General features: G+C 67.8%; 20 protein-coding genes and 1 pseudogene. 9 read left to right on the forward strand and 12 right to left on the reverse strand.

What is annotated here, in order from left to right; translation table 11 throughout:
• Nucleotides 1–299: 299 nt before the first annotated feature.
• Both XARJCFBP2528_RS18800 and XARJCFBP2528_RS18805 read right to left on the reverse strand, forming a co-directional pair.
• Nucleotides 300–779 (reverse strand): annotated as a pseudogene (locus XARJCFBP2528_RS18800) (DUF2589 domain-containing protein); the annotation flags it as partial.
• 42 nt (nt 780–821) lie between these two features.
• Nucleotides 822–1,358: a glycoside hydrolase family 108 protein gene (locus tag XARJCFBP2528_RS18805; protein WP_047124985.1), complete on the reverse strand. Its 537-nt coding sequence runs from the start codon at nt 1,356–1,358 to the stop codon at nt 822–824.
• A gap of 155 nt (nt 1,359–1,513) precedes the next feature.
• Between XARJCFBP2528_RS18805 and can the strand changes: the two genes are divergently transcribed.
• The 8 genes from can to XARJCFBP2528_RS18845 all read left to right on the forward strand — a co-directional run bounded on the left by can (nt 1,514) and on the right by XARJCFBP2528_RS18845 (nt 10,903).
• Nucleotides 1,514–2,176: a carbonate dehydratase gene (gene can, locus XARJCFBP2528_RS18810; protein WP_016902447.1), complete on the forward strand. Its 663-nt coding sequence runs from the start codon at nt 1,514–1,516 to the stop codon at nt 2,174–2,176.
• Between the two features lie 85 nt (nt 2,177–2,261).
• Complete coding sequence (locus tag XARJCFBP2528_RS18815) at nt 2,262–2,792, forward strand: 3-hydroxyanthranilate 3,4-dioxygenase (protein ID WP_047124986.1); 531 nt, start codon at nt 2,262–2,264, stop codon at nt 2,790–2,792.
• Nucleotides 2,793–2,989: 197 nt separating this feature from the next.
• Nucleotides 2,990–5,131 (forward strand): FUSC family protein, encoded by a 2,142-nt coding sequence (locus tag XARJCFBP2528_RS18820; RefSeq protein WP_047124987.1) that lies wholly within the window; start codon nt 2,990–2,992, stop codon nt 5,129–5,131.
• Nucleotides 5,132–5,165: 34 nt separating this feature from the next.
• Nucleotides 5,166–6,437 carry a kynureninase gene (gene kynU, locus XARJCFBP2528_RS18825; protein WP_039520603.1) on the forward strand — a complete coding sequence of 424 codons (1,272 nt, stop codon included), beginning with the start codon at nt 5,166–5,168 and terminating at the stop codon, nt 6,435–6,437.
• 172 nt (nt 6,438–6,609) lie between these two features.
• Nucleotides 6,610–7,977, forward strand: coding sequence for an FAD-dependent oxidoreductase (locus tag XARJCFBP2528_RS18830; RefSeq protein WP_047124988.1), 1,368 nt, complete (start codon nt 6,610–6,612; stop codon nt 7,975–7,977).
• A gap of 106 nt (nt 7,978–8,083) precedes the next feature.
• Entirely contained in the window at nt 8,084–9,529 is a 1,446-nt protein-coding gene (sbcB, locus tag XARJCFBP2528_RS18835; RefSeq protein ID WP_047124989.1) for an exodeoxyribonuclease I, read from the forward strand.
• Complete coding sequence (locus XARJCFBP2528_RS18840; RefSeq protein ID WP_024940671.1) at nt 9,526–10,212, forward strand: DUF2461 domain-containing protein; 687 nt, start codon at nt 9,526–9,528, stop codon at nt 10,210–10,212. The genes sbcB and XARJCFBP2528_RS18840 overlap by 4 nt, the downstream gene beginning before the upstream one ends.
• Before the next feature lie 124 nt (nt 10,213–10,336).
• Entirely contained in the window at nt 10,337–10,903 is a 567-nt protein-coding gene (locus XARJCFBP2528_RS18845) for a DUF2939 domain-containing protein (protein WP_047124990.1), read from the forward strand.
• Nucleotides 10,904–10,970: 67 nt separating this feature from the next.
• Here the strand turns inward: XARJCFBP2528_RS18845 and XARJCFBP2528_RS18850 are convergent, their stop codons facing one another.
• The 10 genes from XARJCFBP2528_RS18850 to XARJCFBP2528_RS18890 form a co-directional block, all read right to left on the reverse strand.
• Nucleotides 10,971–11,714 carry a spermine/spermidine synthase domain-containing protein gene (locus XARJCFBP2528_RS18850; protein ID WP_047124991.1) on the reverse strand — a complete coding sequence of 248 codons (744 nt, stop codon included), beginning with the start codon at nt 11,712–11,714 and terminating at the stop codon, nt 10,971–10,973.
• Nucleotides 11,711–12,676 (reverse strand): 5'-nucleotidase, encoded by a 966-nt coding sequence (locus tag XARJCFBP2528_RS18855; protein ID WP_047124992.1) that lies wholly within the window; start codon nt 12,674–12,676, stop codon nt 11,711–11,713. The genes XARJCFBP2528_RS18850 and XARJCFBP2528_RS18855 overlap by 4 nt, the downstream gene beginning before the upstream one ends.
• A 169-nt stretch (nt 12,677–12,845) precedes the next feature.
• Nucleotides 12,846–13,622 carry an NAD kinase gene (locus tag XARJCFBP2528_RS18860; protein ID WP_047124993.1) on the reverse strand — a complete coding sequence of 259 codons (777 nt, stop codon included), beginning with the start codon at nt 13,620–13,622 and terminating at the stop codon, nt 12,846–12,848.
• Between the two features lie 197 nt (nt 13,623–13,819).
• Complete coding sequence (gene rlmKL, locus XARJCFBP2528_RS18865; RefSeq protein WP_016902459.1) at nt 13,820–15,955, reverse strand: bifunctional 23S rRNA (guanine(2069)-N(7))-methyltransferase RlmK/23S rRNA (guanine(2445)-N(2))-methyltransferase RlmL; 2,136 nt, start codon at nt 15,953–15,955, stop codon at nt 13,820–13,822.
• Complete coding sequence (locus XARJCFBP2528_RS23930) at nt 15,952–16,143, reverse strand: hypothetical protein (protein WP_080591332.1); 192 nt, start codon at nt 16,141–16,143, stop codon at nt 15,952–15,954. The genes rlmKL and XARJCFBP2528_RS23930 overlap by 4 nt, the downstream gene beginning before the upstream one ends.
• Nucleotides 16,122–17,735: an ABC-F family ATP-binding cassette domain-containing protein gene (locus XARJCFBP2528_RS18870; protein WP_047125013.1), complete on the reverse strand. Its 1,614-nt coding sequence runs from the start codon at nt 17,733–17,735 to the stop codon at nt 16,122–16,124. The genes XARJCFBP2528_RS23930 and XARJCFBP2528_RS18870 overlap by 22 nt, the downstream gene beginning before the upstream one ends.
• Nucleotides 17,736–18,156: 421 nt before the next feature.
• On the reverse strand, nt 18,157–19,113 hold the full coding sequence (locus XARJCFBP2528_RS18875; RefSeq protein ID WP_047124994.1) for an SAM-dependent methyltransferase: 957 nt from the start codon (nt 19,111–19,113) through the stop codon (nt 18,157–18,159).
• A gap of 161 nt (nt 19,114–19,274) precedes the next feature.
• Nucleotides 19,275–19,781 carry a GNAT family N-acetyltransferase gene (locus XARJCFBP2528_RS18880; protein ID WP_016902462.1) on the reverse strand — a complete coding sequence of 169 codons (507 nt, stop codon included), beginning with the start codon at nt 19,779–19,781 and terminating at the stop codon, nt 19,275–19,277.
• Nucleotides 19,782–19,821: 40 nt separating this feature from the next.
• Nucleotides 19,822–20,349 (reverse strand): alpha/beta hydrolase, encoded by a 528-nt coding sequence (locus XARJCFBP2528_RS18885; RefSeq protein WP_047124995.1) that lies wholly within the window; start codon nt 20,347–20,349, stop codon nt 19,822–19,824.
• Entirely contained in the window at nt 20,346–20,837 is a 492-nt protein-coding gene (locus XARJCFBP2528_RS18890) for an MOSC domain-containing protein (RefSeq protein WP_047124996.1), read from the reverse strand. Before XARJCFBP2528_RS18890 ends, XARJCFBP2528_RS18885 begins: the two co-directional genes overlap by 4 nt.
• 23 nt (nt 20,838–20,860) lie before the next feature.
• On the opposite strand from XARJCFBP2528_RS18890, the gene XARJCFBP2528_RS18895 reads away from it, so the two are divergent.
• Nucleotides 20,861–21,436: an N-acetylmuramoyl-L-alanine amidase gene (locus XARJCFBP2528_RS18895; RefSeq protein WP_016902465.1), complete on the forward strand. Its 576-nt coding sequence runs from the start codon at nt 20,861–20,863 to the stop codon at nt 21,434–21,436.
• Nucleotides 21,437–21,439: the final 3 nt, after the last annotated feature.

Here is a 21,439-nt window from a genome sequence, read left to right on the forward strand (position 1 = left end):
GAGCATCCGTTTGCCCGACTCGCCCAACAGGGAGGCAAATGCCTGCGCACGATTGGCCTGGCGCGAGCCCAGGTGGTGATCGGCCTGAAGGTTGCCGCACACAACCTGATGAGGCTGGCGCGGCTGCAGAGCCAGGGGATCGTGCCGGCGTGAGCGGAAACGGCGGCTGACAGGCCGCAATCCGGGTTTGAAATGCCATGGGTCGGCTCTTCGCGCCCCTTCGACCGGCAGGTGCGAGGGGGGCCTGTCGCCTTACCGAACATCTCAAACGGCAGAATCGAGGTTGTTCGAGGTGCCCTGATGAGACGTGCCACGCCTTCGGTCGGCTCGCTGCCTTCCACGCGTAACACGACATGCACCGCACTGTGCCGCGCACTTTTTGCATTGGAGCCGAGGTCGACGCCGATCTGGCCGGGCAGCGCTGGCGGCTTGGGATGCCAGTCATCGACGGCGGCGGGAACCGCCAGCGACGCCGGCAACGCGGCTTCGTCCAGTTCGCTAAGCTCGCCGAGTTGTGCATCGAAGCTGATCTCTACGTCCTTGATTCGCAGGACGTTGGACGACACCAGCGGCAATAGCGGTGCGCGATACAGGTCTTCGTCGTTCTCGCCCGCTTCCGGGTGCTGCGACGGCAAGCGGATCAGGACGCTTCTGGGACGGTTGTCCTCGTCAAAGAACGCGCCCAGGTTAGCCATCTGGTGCTGTTCGATCCGGTCCTGGGCGTCGATAACTGCCCCGGCCAGCGCTTCGATCAGATCATTGAGGGAGATTTGCGCCATGTTGGGCTCGTTGGTCGGAGATGTCGCGGGGACGGTGACGGCTCAGGCCGCGCTGGGAAAGCTATCCACGCGTGCCAGCCACCCCTTGAGAAACTTGCCAAGCGCCGGTCGCGCGGCGACCAGTCGCTGGTAGTAGTCCTTGCGGCCGACCTTGTAGCGTGCATACAGGTCTTGCTGGTTGCTGGATGCCAGGGCGGCGAAGGTCGCCGGTCCCATCCGTCCGTCCACCACCAGCGCGCCGCCGGTCTGGGCGTTGAGCACAGTCTGCAGCAGCTTGATCGCGTTGCCGCCGGCGTTGACATAGAAATCGAACAAGATGTTGGCCAACGGCTGCAGTGCGATCTGGTCGGCGCGTAGCCGGTCCCAGTACTGCGTCTTGTAAATGACCCCGGCCTGGGCATCGGTCAATGCACGCAGGTTCGCCAAGCTTGGCTCCACGCCCAGCAAGTTCTGGGCGCAGGCCTTGAAGGTCAGCAGCGTGATGCCCTTGTTGGTGGCACCGCCCGGATCGGCGGGGTCGTTGACGAAGCCGCCCTCGTGCTTGAGCAGGGTCGGAAAAAACATGTTGAAGTCAGCCATCGGCGCTACCTGTTGAATTGATCGGTGGCGCCAGTTTCCGCATCGGTGCAATAGCGGGACATCGGCCCTTCACCGATACTACGAAGCCTGAAAGCTGATTCATCCCGGACCCCGACAGGGGCCACCAACACTGCGTTTTCTGGAATACTGCGCGCATGAACGAGCTCAACCATTTGCTTGAAAACAACCGTGCCTGGTCCGAGCGCATCCGCCGCGAGGACCCGGAATTCTTCTCCAAGCTGTCCACCCAGCAGACGCCCGAGTACCTGTGGATCGGCTGCTCGGACTCGCGCGTGCCGGCCAACCAGATCATCGACATGGCCCCGGGCGAGGTGTTCGTCCACCGCAACATCGCCAACGTGGTGGTGCATACCGACCTGAACTGCCTGTCGGTGATCCAGTTCGCCGTCGACGTGCTCAAGGTCAAGCACATCCTGGTGGTCGGCCATTACGGCTGCGGCGGCGTGTTTGCCAGCCTGACCCAGAAGCGCATGGGCCTGGTCGACAACTGGATCCGCCACGTCACCGATGTGGCCGACAAGCACGAGGCCTGCCTGCACGACGCGGGCGACCTGCCGGTGCAGCACGCGCGCCTGTGCGAGCTCAACGTGCTCGAGCAGGTGGTCAATGTCTGCCGCACCACCATCGTGCGCGACGCCTGGGACCGCGGCCAGGCACTGCAGGTGCATGGCTGGGTCTACAGCCTGCGCGACGGACGTGCGCACGACCTGGGCATGTCGATCGACCGCCCGGAGCTGCTGCAGGAACGTTACGACGCTGCACTGGCGCGCATCCAGGCCGATCACGCCGAACGCTGAGCCGCACCCGCACGCCAGCCAGCCGCGGCGCCCATCGGCGCCGTCGGTTGGCTATGCTGGACGTCTTCTTTGCCGAGGAACGTCGATGCTGGTCCCGCCGATCAACCTGCAAGCCTGGATCGAGCAACACCGCCACCTGCTCAAGCCGCCGGTGGGCAACAAGTGCATCCAGCAGGACGGCTTCATCATCATGATCGTCGGTGGGCCGAATGCGCGCACCGACTATCACTACGACGAAGGCCCGGAGTGGTTCTTCCAGCTCGAAGGACAGATGGTGTTGAAGGTGCAGGACGAAGGCGTGGCACGCGACATCCCGATCCGCGCCGGCGAGATCTTCCTGCTGCCGCCGAAGGTGCCGCATTCGCCGCAACGCGCGGCCGGCTCGATCGGCCTGGTGATCGAACGCGAGCGCCTGCCCAACGAGCAGGACGGCCTGCAGTGGTATTGCCCGCAGTGCAATCACAAACTGTACGAGGCGATGTTTCCGCTGCAGGACATCGAAACCGATTTTCCGCCGGTGTTCGATCATTTCTACCGTTCGCTTGCGCTGCGCACCTGCACCCGGTGTGGACACCTGCATCCTGCGCCCGAGCGCTATGCCACTGTCGAGGCATGAGTGGGCCGTGGCGCGTGGCACTGCCGGGCACGCCTTGCGTATCTTCGAGCGCGCTCGCTCTGGCTGCTCGCGTGCACCTCACGGCGACATCGCATTGCCGCGCGATGCAATGACGGCGCAACCGTGCGCAATGCGCTGCGTTTCAAGCGTGGGCATGAGCGGCGGCCACCCTGCGTGTCCGCGCTGAACCCGATGCCATGCTGCGCGCACTGATCGACCTCAAACCGCGCGACGTGCCATTGCGCGTCGCGCTGCGCAACACCGCCGCGGTAGTGCTGCCGCTGGCGATCGGTGTGGCCACCGGGCATGTCGCCGCCGGTCTGGCCGTGTGTACCGGCGCGCTCAACACCATGTTCACCGACCAGCCCGGCCCGTATCGCGCGCGTCTGCAACGCATGCTGATGGCCGCGCTGGCAGCGGGCCTGGCCGCGTTGCTCGGCATCTGGGTCGGCCACAACACCCCGGCATTGGTGATCGCCGGGTTGCTGCTCGGCCTTGGCGGCGGCTTGCTGGTGGCACTTGGCCCGGTGGCAGCGCGGGTGGGGCTGACCAGCATGATCCTGCTGGTGGTCAGCGCGGACATGCGCCTGCCGGTACAGCAGGCCGCGGGCGTGGCGGCATTGATCTTCGCCGGCGGCCTGCTCCAGGTGGTGCTGGCACTGGCGGCCTGGCCATTGCAACGCTATCGCCCGGAGCGCTTCGCGCTGGCCGACCTGATGCGCCAACTGGCCGGCATCGCACGCCAGCGTCCGGAAGCCAGCGCCCCGCCACCGGCCACCCAGGAAGTGCTCGACGCGATGGTGATGCTGCATGGCGAGCATCGCTCTCGCGCGATCGCCGTGCAGAGCTTCCGCATCATCGCCGAGCTGTGCGAGCGCGTACGGCTGGAGCTGTTGTCGCTCGCCGATGTCGATACCCGCCTGACCGACTCGCAGGCGCGCCCGGCGATCGAGCGCGTGCTCGAACGCAGCGCCATCGTGCTGGAACAGCTCGCGCATGCGATGACGGTGGGCGAAGACCCGCTCGCCGCCAATGCCTCGATGACCGGTTTCGACGATCTGGTCGCCGCACTGGCGCAGTTCCAGCACGACAACGCCGATACCCGCGAGCGCCGGCTGGTGCGGGTGGCGGTGGCGCGCGCGCAAGGCCTGGGCGGCCAGCTGCGCGCCCTGATCCGCAACGCGCATTGGGCCAGCAGCCGTGGCGAGATCCAGGCGCAGCTGGCCGAAGCGCGCCTGCCGGCGGCGCTGCGGCCCGCGGCGACCTGGGCCACGCTGCGCGCGAACCTGGATCTGTCCTCGGTGGCCTTCCGGCATGCCTTGCGCTGCGGCGTGTGCCTGGCGCTGGCGATCGCCTTCCAGCGCTGGCAGCAGATCCCGCACGGCTTCTGGATTCCGATGACAACCGCCATCGTGCTCAAGCCGGATTTCGGCGGCACTTTCAGCTTCGGCGCCTTGCGCGTGGCCGGCACCTTCGTCGGCCTGCTGGTGGCGACCTTGCTGGCGCACCTGGCAATGGACGGCGCCAGCGTCCGCCTGGCGTTGCTGGCGCTGTTCTGCATGGGCTTCCGCCTGCTGACGCAGGTGAATTACGGCATCGGCGTGGCGTTTCTGACCGGCATGCTGGTGCTGCTGCTGTCCTTCGAAGGCGTGGCACCGGGCGAGGCCATCGGTGCGCGTCTGCAGGCCACGGTCGCCGGCAGTGCCTGGGCGTTGATCGCCTACGCGGTGTGGCCCACGCGCGAGCGCCGGCATATCCGCGCCTCGCTGGCGCAGCTGCTGAGCGCCTATCGCGATCATCTGCGCAATCTGCTGCTCGGCAGGATGGACGATCTGGGCGACACCCGCGCTGCCGCACGCGTGGCGCGCACCAACGCGCAGGCCTCGATTGAACGCCTGCGCGGCGAGCCACGCAGCCGACGCAATCTGCACGAGCTCAAACTCGCCGAATCCTTGCTGGCCAACGGCAACCGGCTGATCCGCGCCACCCTGTCGCTGGAGGCGGTGCTGCGCGACGGCCATCCCCTGCCTGCGCTGGAAGCGCTGCCCGCCTTCGCGCAACAGGCCGACCAGGCGCTGTCCGAGCTGATCGCCTGCCTGGTCGACGGCGGCATTCCCGCCGCAGCCACCTTGCGCGGCGCCGAGCGCCAGCTGTCCGATGCATTGGCCGCCCTACCCGACGGCTCGCCCGCCACCGCCGCACTGGCCGACACCATCGACCGCATCACCGACAGCATCGGCACCCTGACGCATCTATTGCGCCCTGCCCGGCCAGCCTCGACCACCGCTGCAGCCGAGCCAGCGGCCGCGCATGACGGCGCACACGGTGCCGGCGGGTAAACTGCGTCACTGACCTGCGTTGCGAGCCGTGATCATGACCGACCTGCTGTCCCGCGCCCATGCCGTTGCCCTGGACGCCGCCGACCCGCTGCGCCACCTGCGCGATGACTTCGTGTTCCCGCAGCATGCCGGCCAGGACCAGACCTATTTCGTCGGCAATTCGCTGGGCCTGCAGCCGCGTGGCGCACGTGCGATGGTGGCCGAGGTGCTCGACCAGTGGGGCGCGCTCGCGGTGGAAGGCCACTTCACCGGTCCCACCCAGTGGCTGACCTATCACCAGCTGGTGCGCGATGGCCTGGCGCGCGTGGTCGGCGCACAGCCTGGCGAGGTGGTCGCGATGAACACGCTGAGCGTCAACCTGCATCTGATGATGGCCAGCTTCTACCGGCCCACGCCCGAGCGTGGCGCCATCCTGATCGAAGCCGGCGCGTTTCCGTCCGACCGCCATGCGGTGGAATCGCAACTGCGCCTGCATGGGCTGGATCCGGCCACGCAGCTGATCGAAGTGGAAGCCGACCAACCCAATGGCACGGTATCGATGGCGGCGATCGCCGATGCCATTGCACGGCACGGTCCGCGGCTGGCGCTGGTACTGTGGCCCGGCATCCAGTACCGCACCGGCCAGGCCTTCGAGCTGGGCGAAATCGCGCGGCTGGCACGCGCGCAGGGCGCGATGGTGGGTTTCGACCTGGCGCATGCGGTCGGCAATATCGCGTTGACGCTGCACGACGACGGCGCAGATTTCGCGGTGTGGTGCCACTACAAATATCTCAACGCCGGCCCCGGCGCGGTGGGTGGCTGTTTCGTGCACGCACGCCATGCCAACAGCGACCTGCCGCGCATGGCCGGTTGGTGGGGACACGAGCAGCAGAGCCGCTTCCGCATGGAGCCGCAGTTCGTGCCCTCGCCTGGCGCCGAAGGCTGGCAGCTGAGCAATCCGCCGGTGCTGGCGCTGGCGCCGTTGCGTGCGTCGCTGGAGCTGTTCGATCAGGCCGGCATGCCGGCGCTGCGCGCCAAGTCCGAACAACTCACCGGGCACCTGGAACAGCTGATCCACGCCCGCGTGCCGCAGGTGCTGCAGATCGTCACCCCGGCCGCGCCGGCGCAACGCGGCTGCCAGTTGTCGTTGCGGGTGGCCGGTGGCCGCGCGCAGGGGCGCTCGCTGTTCGAGTACCTGCAGTCGGTCGGCGTGCTCGGCGACTGGCGCGAGCCGGACGTGATCCGCATCGCACCGGTGCCGCTGTACAACCGCTTCAGCGATCTGCATCGGTTGGTCGAACAGGTGGAAACCTGGGCCAGCGCCTGAGCACACGCGGCACAGACTGTGCCATCGACCAGATCGGTGCGTGGGCCGGAACCGGCACACGCGCACGTACACTCCGAACCCGCACCTGGCTGATCGCAACTGGTGCCGTTGCCAGCCATCCCCGTTCTCCCCCTTCGCCGGCACTTGCGTCCGGCCGCTGCCGGATACCGCATTGAGCGCAGTCTCTCCCCGTTCCCTGACCTTGATCGGCGCTGGCCTGGCCGGTTGCCTGCTGGCCATCCTGTTGTCGCGCCGCGGCTGGCAGGTCACCGTCTACGAGCGCCGCGGCGATCCGCGCATCAAGGGCTACGAGTCCGGCCGCTCGATCAACCTGGCGCTGGCCGAGCGCGGCCGCCATGCGCTGCGCCAGGCCGGTGCCGAAGACGCGGTGATGGCCAAGGCCGTCATGATGCGCGGGCGCATGGTGCATCCGTTGATCGGCGAACCGCAGCTGCAGCGCTACGGGCGCGACGACAGCGAAGTGATCTGGTCGATCCACCGCGCCGCGTTGAACGTCGCGCTGCTGGATCTGGCCGAACAGGCTGGCGCGCGCGTGCATTTCTATCGCCGCCTGCACACGGTGGATTTCGATGCCGGCTATGCGCGCTTCATCGACGACCGCGACGACCAGCCGCACGAAATCCACTTCCAGAGCCTGATCGGTAGCGATGGCGCCGGCTCGGCGTTGCGCGCGGCGATGCAGCGCAAGTCGCCGCTGGGCGAGCGCACCGAATTCCTCGATCACTCCTACAAGGAGCTGGAAATTCCGCCGTTGCCGGGTGGCGGTTTCCGCATCGAAGGCAATGCGCTGCACATCTGGCCGCGCGGGCGCTACATGTGCATCGCGCTGCCCAACGACGGCGGCACCTTCACCGTCACGCTGTTTCTGCCCAACGCCGGCGAGCCCAGCTTTGCCACCACGCGTACCGGCGACGAAGCGCTGGCCCTGTTCGCGCGTGATTTTCCCGATGCCCTGCCGCTGATCCCGCAACTCAAGGAGCATTGGGAAGAACATCCGCCCGGCCTGCTCGGCACCCTCACCCTGGACCGCTGGCATCTGGGCGGCCGCGCACTGCTGATCGGCGACGCCGCGCACGCGATGGTGCCGTTCCACGGCCAGGGCATGAATTGCGCCTTCGAAGATTGCGTGGCGCTGGCAGAGCAGCTGGATGCGCACGAGGATCTGCAAACCGCGTTTGCCGCGTTCCAGGCCGCACGCCGTGACGACGCTGCAGCGATCCAGCAGATGGCGCTGGAGAATTACCTGGAAATGCGCGACCGCGTCGACGATCCCGACTTCCTGCTGCAACGCGCGCTCGAACAGCAATTGCAGGCGCGCTGGCCCACCCGTTTCGTGCCGCATTACACGATGGTGACCTTCCTGCGCACGCGCTACTCGATCGCCCTGGCGCGCAGCGAGATCCAGCGTCAGATCCTGGTCGAGGCCACGCGCGGGCATAGCGACCTGTCGCGCATCGACTGGGCCGCGCTGGAAGCGGTCGTGCATGCGCGCCTGCAGCCGCTGGAAGGCGCGCACTGATCCACTCGCACAGGCCGGCGTCAGCAGGCGTAGGCGCGGATAAGAGATACTAGGTAGCACTGGCGGCGCCCTGCGCAGTGCGCCGCGGATCTGGATTTCATACGGCATGCCTGACAGCTTCCTCTTCTACGACCTGGAAACCTTCGGCCAGGATCCACGCCGCACGCGCATCGCACAGTTCGCCGCGGTGCGTACCGATGCGCAACTGCGCGTGATCGAAGAACCGATCAGTTTCTACGTGCAGCCAGCCGACGATCTGCTGCCCTCGCCGTACGCGACCATGGTCACCGGCATCACCCCGCAACACGCACTGCGCGAAGGCGTGAGCGAGGCCGAAGCGTTCGCGCGCATCTCCGAGCAGATGAGCCGGCCGCAGACCTGCACGCTGGGCTACAACTCGATCCGCTTCGACGACGAGTTCGTGCGCTGCGGGCTGTTCCGCAATTTCTACGACCCGTACGAGCGCGAGTGGCGCGGCGGCAATTCGCGCTGGGACCTGCTCGACGTGTTGCGGCTGGTGCATGCGCTGCGCCCGGACGGCATCGTCTGGCCGCAGCGCGAAGACGGCGCCACCTCGTTCAAGCTCGAACACCTGGCCGATGCCAACGCAGTGCGCGAAGGAGACGCGCACGAGGCGCTGTCGGACGTATACGCCACCATCGGCATGGCGCGCAAATTCCAGCAGCATCAGCCCAAGTTGTGGGACTACGCGCTGCGCCTGCGCGACAAGCGCTTTGCGGCGACGCTGCTGGATGTCATCGCGATGCAGCCGGTGCTGCATATCTCGCAGCGCTATCCCGCCTCGCGCATGTGCGGCGCCGCGGTGCTGCCTTTGACGCGCCATCCGCGCATCGACAGCCGCGTGATCGTGTTCGATCTGGATGGCGACCCTGAAGTGCTGTTGCGTCTGAGCCCCGACGAGATCGCCGACCGGCTGTATATCCGCGCTGCCGACCTGCCCGAGGGCGAGCAGCGCATTCCGCTAAAGGAAGTGCACTTGAACAAGTCGCCGGCGCTGGTGGCCTGGCAGCATCTGCGCGCAGCGGACTTCCAACGCCTGGGCATCGACCACGACTCGGTGCTGGCCAAGGCTGCACGCCTGCGCGAGCTCGGCCCTGAACTGGCCGAAAAAGTGCGCCAGGTGTACGGCAACGAGCGCGCTGCGGCGCCTGCGGTCAACGATGCCGATGCCTCGCTCTATGACGGCTTCCTGGCCGAAGGCGACAAGCGCCTGCTGGCGCAGGTGCGCGCCAGTGCGCCGGCCGAACTGGGCGCGCTGGAGTCGCGCTTTCGCGACCCGCGTCTGGTCGAGTTGATGTTCCGCTACCGCGCGCGCAACTGGCCGCAGACGCTGTCGTTCGAAGAGCAGGAACGCTGGAACGTCTACCGCCGTCAACGCCTGCTCGACGACCGTGGCCTGGGCGAGGTCACGCTCGATCAGTTCCATGCGCAGATCGCGGATTTACGGCTTGCTCACCCCGACGATGCTACCAAGCAGTCCCTGCTCGATCAGCTCGCCGCCTGGGGTTTGGACCTCCAACGCACGCTATGACCACCTATTTTTCCGACGCCAGTTTCAAGTTCCTGCGCGCCCTGGCGCGCCACAACGACAAGACCTGGTTCAACGACCACCGGCATCAGTACGAGGCGCATGTGCGCCAGCCGTTCCTGCAGCTCATCACCGACCTGCAGCCGGCCCTGGCAGAGGTCAGCGAGCACTATCGCGCCGATCCCAAGACCCAGGGCGGTTCGCTGTTTCGCATCTACCGCGATGCGCGTTTTTCAAACGACAAATCGCCGTACAAGAACTGGCAAGGCGCGCGCCTGTTCCATGAGCGCCGCCGCCAAGTGCCGGCGCCGTCGTTCTACATCCATCTACAGCCGGGCGAGAGCTTCGTCGGTGCCGGGCTGTGGCATCCGGAGCCGGACACGCAGCGCAAGCTGCGCCAGTTCATCTTCGACAATCCCGCCAACTGGAAAGCGGCCGCCTACGAACCCAGACTGCGCCGCAAGTTCGCGCTGGATGACAGCGAGAAACTGGTGCGCGCACCGCGCGGTTTTCCCAACGAGTTCGAGTTCATCGACGATCTCAAGCATCGCAACTGGGCGTATCTGCGTCATCTCGACGATGCCGTCATGACCGGCCCGCGCCTGCGTCAGACCATCGAGGCCGACCTGGTGGTGCTGGCGCCGTTCGTCGATTACCTGTGCGCCGCGCTGGATCTGGAATTTTGATGGATCGCACAGCGCCGATGGCCATCGACGCGGCGCCGGCGATCGGCACACCGAAGCGATCTATAGCTGCGCGGCACTGTGCATCGCTGCGTCTTGCGCCAACCACCGCGATGGACTGCACACCATGAACAAGCGCTGGTTGCTGTTGCCCGTACTGGCCGTGCTGTTGCTTGTCAGCTATGTGGTTGCAGGCCCGTACCTGGCCATTCGCGGCATCAGCCAGGCCGTCACCAATCGCGACGCCGCGCAGCTGGAACGCCACGTGGATTTCCCCAGCCTGCGGGTCAACCTCAAGGCGCAGCTGGACGATTACCTGGTTCGCCAGGCCGGCAGCCGCATGCAATCGAGCCTGCTCGGCGGGTTCGCCCTGCAGCTCGCCAGCGGTATCAGCGGTGCCGGCGTGGACACGCTGGTGACGCCGCTGGGCATCGGCGCGCTGCTGCAAGGCCATAGCGTGTGGAATCGCGTCACCGGCGACACCGTCAGCCCGGACACCTATGCGGCGCCGGCGCCGGCGCGTCCGCTGCAAGGCGCCGAGCAGCGCTTTGAATCCACCCGCCGCTTCACCGCCACCACCCGCACCGCGACCGGGGCGCCGGTGGTGTTCGTGCTGACCCGGCAAGGGCTGCGCTGGCGGCTGACCGATATCCAGCTGCCGCTGGCAGATGCGGAAACTCCCCTGCCCCCATAAGCGCGCGCCTGCGAGCGCGGTCAAAGTGTTCTCCTTCGCAGGCTGATGACGCGCGCCGGACAGCGGCTTACGAAAACCGCCAGGCCCGCTCCATCCACGCTGCCTGCAGCCGCAGCATCGACGGCCGCAGTTGCCGGCGCGCCGGCCACGGCAAAGTCGCCAGCACCTGCTCCGCAGTGCCTGGCGTGCGTTTGCCGTTCCAGGCGTATAGCAGCTGATTGCGCGGGTCCGGCTCGGGCAACAGCAGCACCCGCCCATCGAATACCTCGCGCAGCGCGGCCAGATGCCCGGCCAGCGGCACCTGGAACAGGTTCAGCGCCAGCACACCGCCTGGCGTCAGCGCGGCGCGGCAATCGGCGTAGAACTCGGGCGTGCACAACGCCGGTGGGATGCCATCGGCATCGTAGGCATCCAGCAGCAACAGGTCGTAGCGCCCGGCACGCGTACCGATCCACTGCGCACCGTCGCCGTGCGTGACCTCAAGCCGCGCATCGTCGCGCGGCACGCCAAACGCATCGCGTAACGCCAGCACCTGCGCATCGGCGTCCACCGCCTCGATGCGCGTGCTGCGCAGATACCGGTGGCAGAACTTGGCCTGCGCGCCGCCGCCGAAGCCGATCAGACCGATGCGCTCGGGCCGCGGCTGCAGCCACAGCGCCGCCAGCATGCCGCGCGTATACGGCAGCATCAGCCGGTACGGTGCCCAGCGCGACATGCGGGTCTGCACGGTGTCGTCGGCGAAGTACAGCTCCAGCTGACGCCAGCTGGAGCGCAGCGCGGCGCGTCCGGCCGGCTTCGGTGCCTCGCTCACCTGCCCGGCGGATCGTTGGCCACGCCATGCGGTACGTGGCCGGCCGCCACGTGCTGGTGCTGGCGCGCACTGTCGATGTTGTGTTGCGAATCGTCGAAGAAGATGTCCGCGCCAAACGCCTCCAGGAACGGCCCCTTGTGGCGCCCACCGAGGAACAGCGCCTCGTCCAGACGCACGCCCCACTCGCGCAGGGTGCGGATCACCCGCTCGTGCGCCGGCGCCGAGCGCGCGGTGACCAGCGCGGTGCGGATCGGCGAGGCCTCGCCCGGCGGGAATGCCGCCTGCAGCGTATGCAGCGCCGACAGGAAATTGCGGAACGGCCCCACCGACAACGGCTCGCGCGCACGTTCGCGCTCGTGGCGCCCGAATGCCTCCACGCCCTGCTCGCGCGAGATGCGTTCGCTCTCGTCGCCGAAGATCACCGCATCGCCGTCGAAGGCGATGCGCAGTTGGGTCGACAGGCGGCTTTCGTCGTTGTCCACGATCGCCGCGGCGGCCTCGGCGCGTTCGCCCGGCGCGCGCGGCATGATGGTCGCCGCCGCAATGCCATGGGTGAGCGCACGCCGTACCGACTCCGGGTTGGCCGACAGGAACAGGTCGGTGCCGAACGGTTTCACGTACGGCCAGGTCGGCTGACCCGAGGTAAAGGTCGCCCGCACGATGCCCAGGTTGTAGTGCTGGATCGAATTGAAGATGCGCAGCCCGGTATCGGCGGAATTGCGCGACAGCAGGATCACTTCCACACGCGCGGTTTCTTCGGGCACATCGTGGTTGAGCGCCAGTAGCTTGCGCACCACCGGAAAGGCGACGCCCGGCTCCAGGATGTCGTCCTCATGCTCGCGCTGAAACGCCGAATACGCCTCCACGCCATCGGCCTCGAACAGCGCATGGCCTTCTTCGAGATCGAACAGCGCGCGCGAGGTCACTGCGACGGTCAGGAGTCTTGGGGAATTATCGGTCATTGGGGCGGGGATTCGGGAGTGGAGATTGGGGATTGGTTTAAAGCAGGAACTGGGTCTGGATTTGATCGCCCATCTGCGCAGCATCGTAGCGCGTGCGCGCGTTCTAAAGACGACGCGGCACGCTGCTGCCGTTGCCAATCCCGAATCCCCACTCCCCAATCCCCGCTCCTCAAACCGCAAACTGTTCGCTGAAGATGCGTTCTTCCAGATTGTGTTCGGGATCGAACAGCAGCGTCACCTGGCGCTGGGTGGATTCGCGGATGGTCACTTCGACCACGTCGCGGATCTCGTGCGAGTCGGCGGTGACGCTGACCGGGCGCTTGTACGGGTCCAGCACGCGGAAGCACACTTCGGTGTCGGCCTTGAGGATGGCGCCACGCCAGCGGCGCGGGCGATACGGGGCGATCGGTGTCAGCGCCAGCGTGTGCGAGCCCAGCGGCAGGATCGGCCCGTGCGCGGAATAGTTGTAGGCGGTGCTGCCGGCTGGCGTGGCGACCATGACACCGTCGCCGATCAGCTCGGCGATGCGGGTCTGGCCATTGAGATCCACGCTCAGGTGCGCGGCCTGGCGGGTCTGGCGCAGCAGCGAGACCTCGTTGTAGGCCAGCGACACCGTGCTGGCACCGGACTCGGTCTGCACCTGCATTTCCAGCGGGCGCAGGTGCGCCGGTTCGGCACGTTGCAGACGCGCGAGCAGGTCGTCCTCGTCGTCGCGGTACTGGTTCATCAAGAACCCGACCGAGCCCAGCTTCATGCCGAACACCGGCTTGCTGGCAGCGCCGTGCCGGTGCAGGGTCTGCAGCATGAAGCCGTCCCCGCCAAGGGCGCAGATGATGTCGGCGCTGTCCAGCGCATGATCGCCATAGCGCTGCACAAGACGCGCGCGCGCGGTCACCGCCGGCTCGGCGTGACTGGCGAGAAAGGCAATCCGGGGTGGTGCGGTCATCGTTGACTCCAGAGCATGCGAATCAGCATACCGCAGCGCTGTGGTGGGCTTGTTGGCTGGCCGCCCCGCCCTCGCCTGCGCGGACGCGCCTGCGCGATCGGGCGCCACCGGTGACACGGCGCGCGGCAGCCGCACGAATGCGGCGATCCCACGCGCCCTGCGCGCACTGCCCGGTCAGACACGACCGGGCAACTTCCTCAGGCGGTCAACCGCCAGGCGCGATGGATGCGCGCATGCCGCTCGAAATCCGGGTCGATGGTGCGCGGGCTGATTTCCTCGCACTGCGCAAACTCGGCCACCAGTTCTTCGTCCAGCTTGAAGCGGCGGAAGTTGTTGGAGAAATACAGCACCCCACCCGGCGCCAGACGCGCCACTGCCGCACGCAACAGCCGCACGTGCTCGCGCTGGATGTCGAAGTCTTCGGCGCGTGCGGAGTTGGAGAAGGTCGGCGGGTCGCAGAAGATCACGTCGAAATGCGCGCGCTCGGCTTCCAGCCAGGCCAGCGCGTCGGCCTGTACCAGCTTGTGCTTGCTGCCGGCCTGGCCGTTCAGGGCCAGGTTGTCGGCGCACCACTGCAGATAGGTACCGGACAGGTCCACGCTGGTGGTCGAGCTCGCGCCGGCCACCGCCGCTTCCACGCTGGCCACGCCGGTGTAGCAGAACAGGTTGAGGAAGCGCCGCCCCTTCGATTGCGTGGCCATGGTGCCGCGCAACGGGCGATGATCCAGGAACAGACCGGTGTCCAGGTAATCGAACAGATTCACCCGAAGCAGCGCGCCATGCTCGCGCACGTTGATGAACTCGTTGCGCTGCTCGAAGCGGCCGTACTTGCTGCCGCCCTTGCCGCGCTCGCGCGATTTGAGCGCCACGCGTTCGCCCGGCACCTCGAACACCTCGCGTGCGGCGGCCAGCAGTTCGCCCAGACGGCGGCGCACGTCGGCTTCCGGAATCGTCGCCGGCGCCGCGTATTCCTGCACATGCAGAAACACGCGGCGATCGCCATCGGCTTGCTGGTACACGTCGATGGCGGCGGAGTATTCCGGCAGATCGGCGTCGTAGACACGGAAGCATTCGATGCCTTCGCGTGCGCGCCACTTCTTGAACTTCTGCAGGTTCTTGCGCAGGCGGTTGGCGACCATCTGCGCGCCTTCGCTGAGCGCGGTCGGCGCCGCCAGCGGGGTGCGCCGCGGCACCGCGATCGGGTCGCAGACGATCAACGCGCACTCGATCGCGCCATTGAACAGCTGGTATTTCTTGCCCGCGCGCAGGCCGGTGGCATACGCCAGCTCGGCGTTGCCGCACAGCAGGCTGGCCCGCCATTGCGGCACCGCACGCTGCAGGGTATCGCCCAGGCGGCGATACAGCGCCGCATCGGCGGCCAGACGTTCGTCGTAAGGCGGATTGCACACCACCACGCCGGTGGCCTGCGGCGGGGTCTGCAGGTCGCCCACCTCGCGCACGCCGAACCAGATCGCCTCGGCCACGCCGGCCACTTGCGCATTTTCTTTCGCGGCGCGGATCGCATGCGGGTCCATGTCGCTGCCGTGGATCACCTGCCGGAGCGCGGCGCGGCCGAGACTGTCGCGCTCGCGCGCTTCGCCCACCAGTTGCTGCCAGCCCTCGCGGTCGAAGCCGCGCCAGCGGCTGGGGAGATCGCTGCCATAGCGCTGCAGGCCGGGCGCCACGTCGGCGGCCATCAGCGCGCCTTCGATCAGCAAGGTGCCGCTGCCGCACATCGGATCCAGCAGGCCGCCGCCATCGGCGTAGGCGCGCGGCCAACCGGCGCGCAGCAACACCGCCGCGGCCAGATTCTCCTTGAGCGGCGCATCGTTCTGCGCCATGCGCCAACCGCGCCGGTGCAGCGGGCCGCCGCCCAGATCCACCGAGATGGTGGCGCGGCCCTTGCGCAGCGACAGGTTCAAACGCAGATCCGGGCTGTCCACATCCACCGACGGGCGTTCCAGGCCCTGCCGGCGCATGGTGTCGACCACCGCGTCCTTGATCCGCTGCGCCGCGTAACGGGCATGCGTGATCGCGGTACCGGAGACATGCGCGTCCACCGACAGCGTGTGGCCGACGGACAGGTGCTCGTCCCACGGCAATTCGGCCACCCCGGCATACAGCGCGTCCTCATCCGGGCAATCGAATTCGCTCAGCGGCCACAACACGCGGCTGGCCAGGCGCGACCACAGCACGGCGCGCTGCGCGTCGCGCAGGTCGCCTTCGACGTTGACGCCGGAGATGGTGGCGGTGGCCTTGCTGGCACCGAGCGACAGCAGCTCGTCGGCAAGCAGGTATTCCAGGCCCTTGGCACAGGATGCGAAGAATTTCACGTAGGCAGGTATCGATGGAGACGCTGGCCGTGGGGGCGAGCGTGGGAGCAGGACGCTGGGCCGGCGCCCGGGAGGGCAAAGCCGTGGCCGCCGCGGACGGGGCGCAAATGGTCGGCCATCGGAGCCGGCTTTACCAGCCCGCCGGCCGGATCGCCCGCCGCGCGGTTCACCACGGCGCCAGCCGCCACTGCGGCTGCGCAGTCTCCAGGCGCTGCTGCAGGCCCAGCCGCTGCAGGAAGGCGGCATCGTGCGAGGCGACGATCAGCGCCCCCTGGTAGCTGCGCAGCAGCGCCTCGATCGCCTCCACCGCGGCCAGGTCCAGGTGGTTGGTCGGCTCGTCCAGCAACAGCAGTTGCGCCGGCTGCGCCCGGTACAGCGCACACGCCAGCGCCGCCTTGAGCCGTTGGCCGCCGCTGAGCTGGCCGGTGGGCAGGTCGGCACGCTGCTGGTCCAGCCCCAGCAGCGCCAGCCGCAGCCGCTGTGCGTGGGCTGGCGCACCCGGGTCTGCATCCTGCAGCTGCGCAGCGGCCGAGCGCATCGGATCCAGCAGGCCCAGGTGCTGATCCAGATACGCCGCCGGCACATGCACCTGGCATTGCCCCGCGCTGGGTTGCAGGCGCCCGGCCAGCAGTTGCAGCAACGACGACTTGCCGCTGCCATTGGGGCCGACCAGGCCGATCCGCGGCTGCCCATGCAGCAGCAGGTCCACCCGCCGCCCGCCCAGCCGTCCGTCGGCCAGCTCCACCTGCTGCAGCGTGGCCAGCTGCCGCGATGCCCCGGCGGGCGATGTCGGCGCCAGGAGCGCGATCGTGGGGTCGTCCTGCACCAGCGCTGCGGCCTGCACCACCGCCTCGCTCAGCCGCGCCTGTTCGGCCTGGCGTTGCTGTTGCAGCCGCCCCGCGCTGACCTCGCTGCGCTGCCTCTGCGCGCCGAGCAGGATCGCGGCCTGGTTGGCCTGCCCTGCAGCACGCGCGCCGCGTGCCTGGCGTTGCTGTTGACGCTGCTGCTGTTCGCGCAACGCCTGCTCACCGCGTGCACGCGCCTGTTTGCGCTGGGCCAGCAACGCGCTGGCCGCCTGCTGTTCGATGGCACGCTGCTGCGCATAGAACGTGTAATTGCCGCCGTAGCTGCGCAGCCCCTGCGCGGACAATTCAACAATGCGCTGCATCGCATCGAGCAGGCCGCGGTCGTGGCTGATCACCAGCAAGCCACCGCTCCACGCCAGCAACTGATCCATCAGCCGCTGGCGTTGCGGGCCATCCAGGTGATTGCTGGGCTCGTCCAGAATCAACAGGTCCGGCCGGGTCAGAAACGCACCGGCCAGTGCCACGCGCATCGCTTCGCCGCCGCTGAGCTGCGCGGCCGGTGCACGCGGATCGCGCCCACCCAGGCCTTGCCGTTCGAGTTCTGCGGCAAATTGCGCATGGGCGGTCCAGCGCTCGCCGACCAGTTCAAAATCGGCGGGCGCAACGCTGCCGGCGGCGATACGGTCCAGCGCATCCAGCAGCGGCGCGACACCGGCCAGTTCGGCAATGCTCTGCCCCGGCGCCACGCGCACGCGCTGCGGCAGGTAATGCACGCTGCCGTTGCGCACGCAACGCCCGGCGCTGGGCAGCACCTCGCCGGCCAGCAGGCGCGCAAGCACGCTCTTGCCCACGCCATTGCGCCCGACCAGGCCGGTGGCGCGTTGGTCGATGTGGATGGTCAGATCGGAAAATAGCGGGCTGCCATTGGGCAGCACATACGCAACGCTTTCCAGCGTCAGCGACGGACAGGTCATACGGGTCTCCATTGCATGCCAGCACACGCACCGATCCAGCCGGACCGGCAGCGGGTAAGGCCGTCATCACGACGGCGGCATCAATGGCGCATTGGACCAATCCTCAGACAGTGGGCAACGCGGCAAAGTGTAGGTCAGCCTGCGACGCAAGCCAAATCCCAAACACCGCGGCAGGATTGACCGCGTTCAAGCGCAGCATGGCGAGCGCCCGACCTTGCAGACATGCTCAAGCTCCTGGCGGCCGGCACCTGCTGACTTCCAGGCGCCCTCGAGAAAAACGCGGCAAGTACTCGCCGAAGGCCGGGACCCGCAGCCCGCACACTTAACACGCAGCACGAAACTCGCCCGCCAGGCTTGCGTCCAACCGGCACAGCGGCACAGCGGCGCCTACGACGCGGCCGATGCCTTCGCCACCACCCACTCAGCGGGCCGCAGGTCTCCGGGCAACCACCGTAGGAAAGATGCTGGCGCGATCATCGATGAAGCGGAGATCGGTGAACCCGGCGCTTTCCAGCTGCGCGCGGGTCTGCGCATGGGTGCGGAACGAGGCCCAGCGCGCCTGGACGATCTCGGCGAACACCAGGTTCTGCAGCGTCAGCGCCTCGGGATCGATGTGTTCCAGCTTCCACGGCGACTCGGCAGACAGCGGCGGCGGCGGCGTCAGGAAACTTGCGACCAGCACGCCACCTGGCGACAGCCTTTGAAAAAATGCGCGATACAGCGCAATCACGCGCTCGTCGTCCGGCTCATAGATGTTCAAGCCATTGCTGGTCAGCACATCCACGCGATCGTCGGCACCAGGCGTCCATGCGTCCTGGAGACGAAGCGAAAGCTGCCCCTCCAGCCCGCGCGCACGTGCGAGGTGCAGCGCCCCTTCCAGCGCCTGCGGGTCCAGGTCGATACCGATCAGGCGCACGTCCGGACATTCCCGGTAGTCCAGCAGCAACAGCTCGCCCATCCATCCGCAGGGCACCGATGCCAGCGTCATGCCTGGCCGCAGCAGCTCCTGCAGCTGCTGCCGGAAGATGCCGAAGCGCTCGCGGGTCGCCAGCACCGCAGGTGCCTCTTCGAAGATATGCCGTTCCATCGCCGACATCGACCCGTTCGGCGGCGCATCGGCGCGATACGTCACCAGCCGATGGGTCCAGTAGGCATTCAACCCGCGATGCCTGAGCAGAAACCGCCCGAACTCGGTGGCCCAGAGCGCATCGACCAGACCGAGCAGACGCTGGACCACCGCATCGGGCCGGTCACCGCTCTGGCGCAGACGCGATGTGAGCGATGCCAGCAACGCAGCATCGTCCTGGTCATCGCTGCCGTGGGAAATCAGCCGGCCCGCATGCGCGGCCTCGCCCAGGCCGTCGTCATCACGTTGCATTGTCCACCTCGACAGGAGCGCGCCAATCGTAGCGCTCGCCCATGCTGCGATCACTCCCGGCGCGACGGCGTCTCTACAGCGATGGAAGATGCAGCCGAGCGAACTGGCACCGCACGCAAGGCCTGGCGTGGATCACGCCAGGCGGTCGCCAGCGGCTGGACTCAACCCAGCCCGAAGGCCGGGTGATAGGCAACATCGGCCAGCGGCAGCAGACGGTCGCCGAACGCCAGCGCCTGCAGCTCGGACGCCGGCACGCCGGGCAACACCAGCCCCGGTTCCACCGCAAAGCCCAGACGTCGGAAAAAGGCCGGCTCGCCCAATGCCAGGCAACCGGCGGCGCCACGCTCGCGCAAGCTGCCCAGCGCCGCCTGCACCAGGCGCGTGCCCAGCCCCTGGCGCTGATGCCCCGGCCCGATCGCCAGCGGCCCCAACGCGTACCAGCCGGGCGAATCGTCCGACAGCGACACCGGCGATACCGCCAGGTGGCCGACCACATACCCGTCGTGGTCGGCCACCAGCGACAGCGCCAGCGCGCCGTCGCTGCGCAAGGCGGCGATCACGTGCTGCTCGTCGTGGCGGCTATGTTCGTCACGCATGAACGCGACCATCGTCAGCAGCTCGATCGCCGCGGCATCGCCATCGCTGGCTTCGCGAATCAGCACGTTCATCGCAGGCCCCGCAGCACGCACACCTTCAGACCGATGCGCATCACAGGCTCTGCAACAGTTCGGCGAAGGCGCGCGCCGACGCATCCACATGCGACGCCAGCCGGTGTTCGTCGTCGACCAGCAGCAAGCGCGCATGCCGCGCCTGCGCCCAGGCGATCACCTCGCCGGCCGGAATCAATTCATCGCGCCAGGCATGCACGATGGAAATCGGCACGCGCGCCGCATCCAGTGCCGGCAACGGCCCCATCCTGGTCGGCGGCACCATCAGGAACAGCCCGCGCGTGGGCACCTGCAACGACACCTGCGCGGCGATGTACGAGCCCAGGCTGGAGCCCACCAGCACCAGCGGGCCCTTGTCGGCCGCCGCACGCGCGACCTCCAGCAGGCGTTGCAGCCGGCCCTGCACGTCGCCGAGCGAACTGACCTCGCGGCGTGCGTCCAGATCGGTGTAGTCCGGGCGCTCGTGGGTCCAGCCCAGCTGCCCGGCGACATCGGCCAGGGCGGTGACCTTCAGCGCATCCGGGCCGCTCTCGAAGCCGTGCGACAGGATGCAGTGACCGCGGCTCATAGCGCCTGCACAGTATCGCCGATGCGCAGCACGCCGCCACGCAGGATGCGCGCGCACAAGCCGCCATGGCCGCGCATGGCGTTGTAGCCGCCCGCGCCCAGCGCATCTTCCATGCGCGAGCACGGATCGCAGGGGTCGGTGCCTTCCAGCTCGACATCGCCGATGCAAAAGCGCCGCCCCTTCAAGGCGATCAGCGGGATGCCGGACACCACCAGGTTGCGGCGCAAGGTGGCCGGCGCAATCGCGGGGTGGCCGGCCAGCGCTGCGATCACCGGCAGATGTTCGGCCTGGATCAGGGTCACGCCGCGCTTGCCGCTGCCGCCCTTGTAGCGGTCGCCGACCAGGCCGATGCCGGTGGTGGCCTGCGCCGCGTCCACCTCGATCATGTCCACGTCGCGCGCCGGGCGCACGCCGATCCAGGTCACCTGGCCGGTCTGCGGCAGGGTTGCCATCAATTTGCCCAAAGGGCTGTCGGGATTCAAAGCCATCGTCGAATGCTAGCATCCGCCCCATGTCCGATGCCGTCCTGCCGTCGCCACCGATCACCTACGCGCCGTTGTCCTACGAATCGCGGCTGGCGCGACGCGCGCTCACGCAGATCGACATGGTGGTCATCCATTGCACCGAATTGCCCGACATGGCGATGGCGCGCGAATACGGCGAACGCGTGCTCTACGACAGCGGCACCGGCAACAGCGGGCATTACTACATCGACCGCAACGGCAGCATCCAGCAATACGTTGCGCTGGAGCGCGTCGCCCACCACGTGCGCGGCCACAACCCGCATACGCTGGGCATCGAACTGGTCAACAGCGGCCGTTATCCGCACTGGCTGGACTCGCGCCATCAGTGCATGAGCGAGCCATATCCGCCGGCGCAGATCAACGCGCTGATCACGCTGCTGCAATGGCTGCAACAACAGTTGCCGTCGGTACGCCGCATTGCCGGCCACCAGGCACTGGACACCACCCAGGAAGCGGCCAGCGACGACCCGTCGCGCAAGATCCAGCGCAAGCTCGACCCCGGCCCGCTGTTTCCGTGGCCGCAGATCGAAGCGGCGGTCAGCTGGTCGCATACGCCGCGCTAGCAG

The sequence above is a fragment of the Xanthomonas arboricola pv. juglandis genome, assembly GCF_001013475.1.
Classification (GTDB): domain Bacteria; phylum Pseudomonadota; class Gammaproteobacteria; order Xanthomonadales; family Xanthomonadaceae; genus Xanthomonas; species Xanthomonas arboricola.